Source organism: Streptomyces sp. ActVer (genome assembly GCF_027270795.1).
GTDB classification, from domain to species: domain Bacteria; phylum Actinomycetota; class Actinomycetes; order Streptomycetales; family Streptomycetaceae; genus Streptomyces; species Streptomyces umbrinus_A.
This window is the reverse complement of record NZ_JAPWHT010000396.1, coordinates 1-9,833: the sequence shown is the minus strand read 5'-3', so window position 1 is coordinate 9,833 and position 9,833 is coordinate 1. Positions and strand designations below refer to the sequence as shown.

The 9,833-nt window shown below is 71.4% G+C and carries 9 protein-coding genes and 2 pseudogenes; 5 read left to right on the top strand and 6 right to left on the bottom strand.

What is annotated here, in order from left to right; translation table 11 throughout:
• From O3Q52_RS41205 to O3Q52_RS41195, 3 genes are all read left to right on the top strand, one after another.
• Positions 1–1,697: TIGR03767 family metallophosphoesterase (locus tag O3Q52_RS41205; protein ID WP_269653676.1), on the top strand; the 1,697-nt coding region annotated here is incomplete at its 5' end.
• Between the two features lie 130 nt (positions 1,698–1,827).
• Positions 1,828–2,235: a CoA-binding protein gene (locus O3Q52_RS41200; protein WP_269653674.1), complete on the top strand. Its 408-nt coding sequence runs from the start codon at positions 1,828–1,830 to the stop codon at positions 2,233–2,235.
• A 240-nt stretch (positions 2,236–2,475) separates the two neighbouring features.
• Positions 2,476–3,612 carry a sorbosone dehydrogenase family protein gene (locus O3Q52_RS41195; RefSeq protein ID WP_269653673.1) on the top strand — a complete coding sequence of 379 codons (1,137 nt, stop codon included), beginning with the start codon at positions 2,476–2,478 and terminating at the stop codon, positions 3,610–3,612.
• A 111-nt stretch (positions 3,613–3,723) separates the two neighbouring features.
• Here O3Q52_RS41195 and O3Q52_RS41190 read toward each other — a convergent pair whose 3' ends face one another.
• The 3 genes and pseudogenes from O3Q52_RS41190 to O3Q52_RS41180 all read right to left on the bottom strand — a co-directional run bounded on the left by O3Q52_RS41190 (position 3,724) and on the right by O3Q52_RS41180 (position 6,176).
• On the bottom strand, positions 3,724–4,605 hold the full coding sequence (locus O3Q52_RS41190; RefSeq protein ID WP_269653672.1) for an MHYT domain-containing protein: 882 nt from the start codon (positions 4,603–4,605) through the stop codon (positions 3,724–3,726).
• 237 nt (positions 4,606–4,842) lie between these two features.
• Positions 4,843–5,640, bottom strand: a pseudogene (locus O3Q52_RS41185) (VOC family protein).
• 176 nt (positions 5,641–5,816) lie between these two features.
• A complete protein-coding gene (locus O3Q52_RS41180; RefSeq protein WP_269653671.1) occupies positions 5,817–6,176 on the bottom strand; it encodes a metalloregulator ArsR/SmtB family transcription factor in 360 nt (119 codons plus the stop codon).
• A gap of 257 nt (positions 6,177–6,433) precedes the next feature.
• Here O3Q52_RS41180 and O3Q52_RS41175 point away from each other — a divergent pair, with 257 nt between their 5' ends.
• Entirely contained in the window at positions 6,434–7,402 is a 969-nt protein-coding gene (locus O3Q52_RS41175; protein ID WP_269653677.1) for a cation diffusion facilitator family transporter, read from the top strand.
• 9 nt (positions 7,403–7,411) lie between these two features.
• Here O3Q52_RS41175 and O3Q52_RS41170 read toward each other — a convergent pair whose 3' ends face one another.
• On the bottom strand, positions 7,412–7,969 hold the full coding sequence (locus O3Q52_RS41170) for a YbaK/EbsC family protein (protein WP_269653670.1): 558 nt from the start codon (positions 7,967–7,969) through the stop codon (positions 7,412–7,414).
• Between the two features lie 43 nt (positions 7,970–8,012).
• On the bottom strand, positions 8,013–8,585 hold the full coding sequence (locus O3Q52_RS41165; RefSeq protein ID WP_269653669.1) for a helix-turn-helix domain-containing protein: 573 nt from the start codon (positions 8,583–8,585) through the stop codon (positions 8,013–8,015).
• A gap of 141 nt (positions 8,586–8,726) precedes the next feature.
• Between O3Q52_RS41165 and O3Q52_RS41160 the strand changes: the two genes are divergently transcribed.
• On the top strand, positions 8,727–9,578 hold the full coding sequence (locus O3Q52_RS41160) for a DMT family transporter (protein WP_269653668.1): 852 nt from the start codon (positions 8,727–8,729) through the stop codon (positions 9,576–9,578).
• 38 nt (positions 9,579–9,616) lie between these two features.
• Here O3Q52_RS41160 and O3Q52_RS41155 read toward each other — a convergent pair.
• Positions 9,617–9,833, bottom strand: a pseudogene (locus O3Q52_RS41155) (acyltransferase); the annotation flags it as partial.

Genomic DNA, 9,833 nt, shown 5'->3' with positions numbered 1-9,833 from the left:
CGCCCCTCGCCACCCGACGGCCGGCGCACCGGGCGCCGCGACGCGCGGCCCCGTACGCGGCGACAACCCTGGAGACGACGGCTCGCCTCAGCGGCCACGCACACGCCGACACCTACCGACGGCTCGTATCGGGCCCCGGCTGGCCCATGGTCGTACGCGCAGATCTCGTGCCCGCCGCCACCGGCCGCCAGGACCGGCGCACACCGCTCGCGTGCTTCGTGCAGTTCACCGACCTCCATCTCACCGACGTGCAGAATCCGCTGCGCACCGAGTTCCTGCGGTCGCGCAGGCCCGCCGCGTGGCGGGCCCAGGAGGCGCTGACGGTGGCGGGGGCGGTGGCGCTCGTGGAGCAGGTGAACGCGCTCGGCGAGGGCCCGCACACCGGCCTCGCGCCCGGGTTCGTGATGACGACGGGCGACAACGTCGACAACAACTCCGCGATCGAACTGGAGTGGTTCCTCACGCTGATGAGCGGCGGCAGGATCACTCCCAACAGCGGGGATCCGGCGACGTACGAAGGCGTCCAGAACTCCGGCCTGCCCCTCTATTGGCACCCGGACGACGCTGCCCTGCGCGACCTCGACAAGCGGCGCGGGCTGCCCCGCATACCCGGCTTCCTCGACGCCGCGATACGGCCCGTCACCAGCCCGGGGCTCGACATCCCCTGGTACTCCACGGTCGGCAACCACGACGACATTCCCGGCGGCTGTCTGTCACCCGCGCTGGGCGACTTCGCCGTCGGCTCCCGCAAGCTGCTGTCGGTCCCTGCCACGGACGCGGCCGCCTACGCGAAGGCGCTGCAGACCGGGGACGACCCCAAGAGCGAGGTGCTGACGGCGATCCTGAAGAGGCACGCGGCCTCGGCGCGGACGGTGACGGCCGACGAGCGACGCCGGCTGTGCACCCCGCACGAGTACCTGGCCGCGCATCTCGATCCCGCCTTCGCCGGAGCGGGCCCGGTCGGCCACGGCTACACGGAGAACAACCTGGACGGCGACCGGATGTACTACACGTTCCGGGTCGCCGAGAACGTCATCGGCATCAGCATCGACACGACGTATCGCAGCGGCCACTACGAGGGGTCGCTGGGGACCGATCAACTCCGCTGGCTGGAGCGGACGCTGGCCGCGCACAGTTCCCGGTCCTACGACGCCGACGGCCGGCTCGTCCGCAATCGCGGGGCCGACGACGCCCATGTCCTGGTCTTCAGCCACCACCACAGTCCGAGCATGACCCGCCGCCCCGACGCCGCCCGCACGGAGGAGCCGCGGCACGACGGTGCGGAGGTCCTGGCCCTGCTCCACCGGTTCCCGAACGTAGTGGCCTGGATCAACGGCCACAGCCATGTCAACCGGATCACACCCCACGCGCACCCCACGCCCGTCCGGTCCTTCTGGGAGGTCAACACCGCCTCCCACCTGGACTACCCGCACCACGCCCGCGTGATCGAACTGGCCGACAACGGGGACGGCACGGTGTCCCTGTTCACCACCCTCGTCGAGTCGGCCGCCCCGCACCGCACCGACCCGGACTTCACCGATCTGTCGGCGGTGGGGCTGGCCTCCCTGTACCGGGAGCTGTCGCACAACGCCCCCGACCTGGCCACGGGCATGACGGCCGGCGTCCACGAGGGCTGGGCCGGCGGTCCCGGCGACCGCAACGTGGAACTGCTGGTGGCCGCCTCCGCGTCACGCTGACGCCGTCGCGCTGAAGCCACCGTCCCGGCGCGAGCCCGGTGGCGGGGGGGAATCACCGTGCCGCGCTCGCTGTTGTCGCGCGCAGCAGCCCTCGTACGCATCCCGCGTACACGTCCCAAGGAGGCCGACCGTGTACGGCGACCCGGCAACGATCCGCAAGATCCTCAGCGAGTCCGGCGGCACCTGGGCGATCGTCGGCCTGTCGTCGAACGAGCGGCGTGCCGCGTACGGCGTGGCGGACGTCCTCCAGCGCTACGGCAAGCGCATAGTCCCGGTCCACCCGAAGGCCGAGACGGTCCACGGTGAGAAGGGGTACGCCTCGCTGGAGGACATCCCCTTCGACGTCGATGTGGTCGACGTGTTCGTCAACAGCGACCTCGCCGGCCCGGTCGCCGACGAGGCGGTCGCCATCGGCGCCAAGGCGGTCTGGTTCCAGCTGGGCGTCATCGACGAGTCCGCCTACGACCGCACCCGCGCGGCCGGCCTCGACATGGTCATGGACCGCTGCCCGGCGATCGAGATCCCGCGCCTGGGCTGACGTGCACGGTGGGTGCTGGACGTGAACCCACAGCAGAACCGGATGTGAACCCACAGCAGAACAGGGGCAGTTGGGCGGGTTATTGGTCTAGGCCAAACCGCCCTGCCCCAGTATCCTCATGCGTGGCCAGCGGCACACAATCCCCCCACCCAGGTTGCGTGCCGGCTCGGGCGACACCCACACAACCCTGCCCCAGGCAGCCGGGTGACTTCCCCATTCCCCGCCTCATGGAGGGTCACGGTGAAAGTTCGCACCCGAAGCTCGGCGCTCATCGGCACCATCTGCCTCGTCGCATCCCTCGCCCTGACCACGGCGTCCGCCGACGAGCCCGCCGCCCCGCGTCAGGCGGCGAAGGTCGCGCTCAAGGAAGTGGCCAAAGCCCAGAACCCGATCGCCGGTGCCGCCGGACCCGGTGGCACGGTCTGGATAGCCGAACGCGCGGGCACGGTACGCGTCCTGGACGACAAGGGGCTCGGCGAGCCCGTCCTCGACATATCCGGCGACACCACCACCGACGGCGAACGCGGCCTGCTGGGCATCGCGTTCGACAAGCGGTTCGCGCACTTCTACATCTCGTACACGAACCTCCAAGGCACCAGCACCGTGGACGAGTTCGCCGTGCGGCACGGCAAGATCCGGCCGAACACCCGGCGCACCGTCATCACCCAGACGCAGCCCTACCCGAACCACAACGGCGGTGACATCAGGTTCGGCCCCGACGGCTACCTCTACATCGCGCTCGGCGACGGCGGCTCGGGCGGCGACCCGCACGGCAACGGACAGAACCTCGACACACTGCTCGGCAAAATGCTGCGGATCGACCCGCAGGGCGGCAAGCCGTACGCGATCCCGCGGGACAACCCCTTCGTGAACGACCCGAACGCGAAGGACGAGATCTGGGCGTACGGGCTGCGCAACCCGTGGCGGTTCTCCTTCGACGCGCGCACCGGCGACCTGCTGATCGGTGACGTCGGCCAGAGCGACTGGGAGGAGATCGACTGGGCCCCGGCGAAGAGCAGGGGCGGCGAGAACTACGGCTGGTCCCAGATGGAGGGCACCCATCCCTTCCGGGGCGGAACGGAACCCGCGAACCATGTGCCGCCGGTGTACGAGTACGACCGCACCGGGCTGGGCTGCTCGGTGACCGGCGGATACGTCTACCGCGGCAGGGCGATCCCGGACCTCAGGGGGCAGTACGTGTTCAGCGACTACTGCGACGGCACCCTGCGCACCCTGCGGATGAAGAACGGGAAGGTGACCGGCGAGAGCGACCTCGGAGTCAACGGCGGAGAGGTCATCTCGTTCGTCCAGGGCGGCGACGGCGAACTGTACGTGCTCGCCATCGGTGGCAGCGTCTCCCGCATCGACCCGGCGTGACCACTGCCCGCTGAAGCGGACCTACGAACCCGCTGAAGCGCACCGGCGAAGAGGAACGGCCCGCTGCCCGGCGATCGGGATCCCGCGCCGGGCCGCGGAGCCGGCGCACGCTCACGGGTTGCGCGGCGCCGGCGCCCCCTGCCCGTACGCGCGCCGACTCGCGTCGGACGGCGCCTCGAAAAGGGAGCCGGACTCTTCGGCCCAGGCCGCCTGCCGCGTGGGCGCACGCCGGCCGGCGACAGGGCGCCGCCAGTCGCCGTCCCCGAGGACCAGCATCGGGTCGAACATCACCACCACTGCCGCGAGCAGCAGGAAGAGGGCCGGGCCGAGGAGCATGGGGAGCAGGAGCGAGTAGGCGGAGCCGCCGACGCCGGGCGAGCCGGTCGCGCCATGAAGGTGCACGCTGAGAGCCGCCATGCCCGTGTAGTGCATGCCGGAGACAGCGACGCCCATGACGAGGCTGGCCCCCAGGCTGGTCATGAAGCCGCGGATGGCGACCGCGGCCCAGAGAGCGGCGGTGGCGGCGACGATGGCTATCACGACGGAGAGGGCCACCATGCGGACGTCGTACTGCAGGCTGCCGTTCAAACGGATGGCGGCCATGCCTATGTAGTGCATGGCGGCGACCCCGACGCCCGTGAAGGTGCCCGCCATGAGGAGGGTCGCCGTGTTCGCGCCGCGGTAGCCGACGGCGAAAACTCCCAGGCCGACGACGACAATCGCCACGGCGAGGCTGAGAATCGTCAGGCCGACGTCATAGCGAATTCGGCTTTCCGCGACCTGGAATCCGATCATGGCGATGAAATGCATCGTCCATATTCCGCTTCCGATCGAGGCCGCTCCGAGCGCCAGCCAGCCCGGCTTCCACGACTGGTCGTTGCGGAGTGACCGGGTGATGCAGCGCAGCCCCAGAGCCGCTCCCAGGCACGCCATGACGTAGGCCGCCAGCGGCGTGACCATCCCGTAGCTGAATCCGTCGACAGTTCCTTGCATATGCCAACATCCCCCCGAAAAACAAGTGTTGCGGGGGACAGATGTACGCGCCGTGACAGGCGGGAGCAAGCGTTTTCGATTGATTCGCAGTGAACTGCATGCCGGGTTCATCAATTCCGGTCATCGATGGGCTTTTTTCAGCCGGATGCATTCATTCTGGTGGCGCGATCCCGTCGTTCCGGCAGTGCGCCCCCACCGGTCCGGTCGCGCGGTCCCGTCGGTCCGGCAGACACGACCTCACCGCTCCTTCCGCGACGCGACCGTGAACTGCGCGCCGTCGGGGTCCCGCAGGACCGCCTCCTGCCAGGACGCGCCCTCCTGGACCGTGCCCCCGTGGGCCAGCGCCGCGCTCACGCACTCGTCGACGTCGTCGACCGCGAAGTGGACCTGCCAGTGCGGCCGGACCGTGGGATCGGGCGCCGCCTCCACCGCACCGGAGTGGATACGGGCCACCACGTCGCCGTCGCTGCGCAGCACGACCTCGTCGCCGTCGTAGTGGACCTCGATGCAGCCGGGCTCCGAGGTGGCCCACTCCAGGACCTCCCCGTAGAACATCGCGGCGTCGAAGGCGTTGCGCGTGTGCAGCCGCAGGAAGGCGGGGGCCGCCCGGCGCCAGGTCTCCCAGCCGGCGACGAGCTGGCCCTCCCAGATGCCGAAGACGGCTCCGTCGCGGTCGGCCAGCAGGGCGGCGCGGCCCGGCGGGAAGCCGATGGGCCCGACCGCCGTCGTACCGCCGCGCTACTGGCCCCGGGCGACGGCCTCGTCCGCGCTGTCCACGGCGAAGTACGGGGTCCAGGCGACGGCCATCTGCCACATGGAGGCCACGGCGGCGATGCCCGCGACGGGCACCCCTTCCGCGTACGCGATCCGGAACCGGTCCATCAGCCTGGCCTCCCGGAAGCGCCAGCCGAGCACCGCCCGGTAGAAGTCCTCTGCGGCCTGCTGGTCGCGCGCCGTCAGGCTGACCCAGCACGGGGCGCCGACCACCGCATGGCTGGAGATGACGTCGCTTCGGAGTGTTGCGTCGCGGTTCATGGCAGTACCGTCCTGAATCGGGCCGACCGGCGTACGCGGACGTCCGGCAGCGTCGGAAGCACCCTCGGGGCCGTGGTTCCGTCACCTCCAGCATCACCCGCATCGGCGTCCCGCGCCCGGAGGCATTTCCGGCTCACGCCCCGAGTACCCGAGGGCCCCGGCCGAAACAGGCCGCCTCAGTCGTGCGCCGGCCGGTCGCTCAGCCGGTGATCGGCCAGGTTCAGGGCCTCGTCCACGACCCGGCGGAGGTGGCCGTCGCGCAGGGAGTAGATCACCCGGCGGCCCTCCTTGCGTGTGTTGACGAGACCTGCGAGCCGCAGCCGGGCCAGATGCTGACTGACGGCCGGACGGGCCGCTCCGCAGCGTTCCGTGAGCGTCGTGACGTCGGCCTCGTCCTCGGCCAGCGCGTGCAGCAGGACGAGCCGGGTGCGGTCCCCCAGCAGGGCGAGAACCTCCGCTGCGAGGGCGAACTGCTCCTCGCCCGGCATGCGCGGATGCTCATTGTTCGCAGGTGATAGGTGCATGCGTGCGCTCATACGCACATAATGGCTCCGTGGGCATCACCAAGTCCACCGAGCACGCCGGCGAACCGAGCACGCCGGAAACCGGAACTGAAACCGGAAAGGGGATCCATGTGAGCGCCGGGCACCACGGGCACAGCCACCAGGACGAGCACGGGCACGAGCACCACCACCAGGGGCACCGGCAGGACGGCGGCGCCCCCGGCCACGAACACGGCGCCGGGCACCCGCCCCGCGTCCGCCACGGCCTCCGTCACCGTCTCGCCCACCGCTTGGCCCACCTCCTCAAGCCCCACTCCCACGCGTCCACCGACAAGGTCGACCCGGCCCTCGAGTCCTCGGCCCGAGGCATCCGGACCCTCTGGATCTCGCTGGCTATCCTCGGCGTGACCGCGGTGGCCCAGGCGGCCGTCGTCGTGGTCTCCGGTTCGGTCGCGTTGCTCGGCGACACCGTGCACAACGCGGCGGACGCGCTCACCGCCGTACCGCTCGGCATCGCCTTCGTGCTGGGCAGAAGGGCGGCGACGCGCCGGTTCACGTACGGCTACGGCCGGGCGGAGGACCTGGCGGGACTCGTGATCGTGCTGACGATCGCCGCGTCCGCGGTCTTCGCGGGCTGGACGGCCATCGACCGGCTGTTCGCACCGCGCCCGGTCGAGCACATCCCGATCGTCGCCGCGGCGGCCGTCGTCGGCTTCGCGGGCAACGAGTGGGTGGCCCGCTACCGCATCCGTGTGGGCCGCGAGATCGGCTCGGCGGCGCTCGTCGCCGACGGACTGCACGCGCGCACCGACGGATTCACCTCGCTCGCCGTGCTCCTCGGCGCGGGCGGCGCCGCGCTCGGCTGGCAACTCGCCGACCCGGTGGTCGGGTTGGCCATCACGGTCGCCCTGCTCCTGGTGCTGCGCGACGCCGCGCGCGAGGTCTTCCGCCGGGTCATGGACGCGATCGACCCGGAGCTGGTCGACGCGGCCGAGCGGGCGCTGCGCCAGGTGCCGGGCGTACAGGCGGTGGGTGAGCTGCGGCTGCGCTGGATCGGCCACCGGCTGCGGGCCGAGGTGGCGGTGGTCGTCGACGGCGAGGCGAGCGTACGGCAGGCCCACGGCATCGCGGTCGAGGCCGAGCACGCCCTGCTGCACGCCGTCCCGGGACTCACCGCGGCCCTGGTCCACGCGGACCCGTCACCCGCGCCGGGCGAGACGGACCCCCACCTCGCCCTGGCCCACCACACGGCAGCCTGACGGAACGGGTCAGGCGACCCCGAGCCCCTCCAGCACCACGGCATTCGGCAGCTCCGCGAACACCTTGCCCGGGATGAGCAGCTTCCCCCGCCGACGGCCGCTGCCGACCAGCACGTACGGGAGGTCGACCACGGCCGGGTCCACCAGCACCAGCCAGTCCGCGGGGAGTCCGATCGGTGTGATGCCGCCGTACTCCATGCCGGTCTCGCCGGTCGCCGTGTCCATCGAGGCGAACGAGGCCTTGCGTGCGCCGAGTTGACGGCGCACGGCGCCGTTCACGTCGACGCGGGTGGTCGAGAGCACGACGCACGCGGCGAGCGTGCTCTCGCCGCCACGCTTGCCCGCGACGACCACGCAGTTGGCCGACCGGTCGAGGAGGTCCTTGCCGTAGTGCTCGACGAAGGTGGCGGTGTCGGCCCACTCCGGCTCGGTGTCGACGTACACGATCTGGTCGGCGGAGACGCTGCCGCGCCACTGGCGTACGGCGTCGGCGACCGGGCGGGTCAGTGTGTCGAGGCAGTCGGGAGCGGGGGTGGCGTCGTCGAACTGTCCGATGGGTGCGCGCATGACGGCACGCTAACAGCCGTGCGCACGGCGCCGGACGAGGGTCTCAGTGCACGCCCGGGACCGACACGGCCATGACCATCTCCAGCGGCACCCCGCCCGAATTGGCGTACGTGTGAGGGGTGTTGGCCTCGAAGGAGACGCTCGCGCCGGCGGGGACGCGGTACTCCTCACCGTCGACGGTGAGCGTCAGCTCGCCCTTCGTGACGTGCAGGAGCTCGACCGTGCCCGTGGGGTGCGGGTCGGAGGGGCTGCCCTCGCCCGGCATCAGCAGCCAGTCCCACATCTCCAGCGGGCCGGGCGCCTCGGTGCCCGCGAGGAGCCGGTTGTAGCTGCCCGCGTCGGTGTGCCAGAGCCGCACGGCCTGGTCGGCCGGGACGATCCGGACCTTCGGGCCCTGCTCGTAGTCGAGCAGCGTGGTGATGCTGATGCCGAGCGCGTCACCGATCTTGACGACGGTGCCCAGGCTGGGATTGGTGCGGGCCTGCTCGATCTGGATGAGCATGCCGCGGCTGACCCCGGCGCGGGCGGCGAGCGTGTCCAGGGTGAAGCCGCGCTCGGTGCGCCAGCGCTTGACGCTGCGCGCCAGGGACTGGGTCAGGAGGTCGAGGTCCGACACTTTCCGTCCAATTGTTCTCGTGGTCCTCATGAGGCTCGGCCCCCATGAGATTCGTTCAATATTCTGGATGACGGAGTTCAATGAACTGAACTACGGTGTGGTGCACCGAATCGTTCATCGAACTGTACTGCGAGGCATCCGATGACAGTGCTGTTCGCCCTGGCCACAAGCCTCCTCTGGGGGCTGGCCGACTTCGGCGGAGGGCTGCTGGCGCGGCGTACGCCCGCTCTGACGGTCGTGGTCGTCTCGCAGTCGATCGCCGCCGTCGTGCTCGGCGCGATCGTCCTCGTCACCGGCGCCCGGAGCGAGGCGAGTCCGCAGCTGTGGTTCGCGGTGGCGGCCGGCCTCGTCGGGCCCGTCGGGATGCTGGCCTTCTACAAGGCACTCGCTCTCGGCCCGATGGGCGTCGTCTCGCCGCTCGCCTCGCTGAGCATCGCCGTTCCCGTGGCGGTGGGCCTCGTCCTCGGCGAGCGCCCCGGCCTGGTGCAGTTCGCGGGCATCGCGGTCGCCGTCGTGGGGGTCGTCCTCGCGGGCGGACCGCACTTCAGGGGTGCACCCGTGCAGCGGCAGGCCGTACTGCTCACCCTGGTCGCGGCATTCGGCTTCGGTGCGGTGATGGCCCTGATCGCCGAGGCGTCGTCCACCCTCACCGGCCTCTTCCTCGCCCTGTTCGTGCAGCGCGTCACGAACGTCGTCACGGGAGGCACCGCCCTGTACGTCGCCGTCCGGCGCGGCAGCGTGGCTCCCCCGAAGATCGCCTGGGAGTCCCTCCCGGCCCTGGCGTTCGTCGGACTCGCGGACGTGGCCGCCAACGGCACGTACTCGCTGGCCGCCCAGCGCGGCCCGGTCACCGTGGCCGCCGTCCTCGCCTCTCTCTGCCCGGTGGTGACGGCCCTCGCCGCGCGCGGCTTCCTCAGCGAGCGGCTGCGCGGGATCCAGGCGGCGGGGGCGGGCCTGGCGCTGGTGGGCACGGTGCTGCTCGCCACGGGCTGAGCGACCACCGCGCCCCGGCCCCGCAGGGCCCCGGCGGGTCAGGACTCGGCTCGTACGTCCTCGTGGGCCTCCTCGACGGCCCGCAACCCGGCGATGCTCTCCGCGTCCAGGTCGGCCAGGGCGAGCAGTTGCTCCGGTGTGACCCCGTCGGGAATCGGCACCGGCGCGGGCGTGCGCAGCGGTGGCTGCCAGCCGTCGCCGGGGGTCCAGCGGCGTACGACCCTGGCCGGCGCCCCGGCCACCACCGCGTGGAGA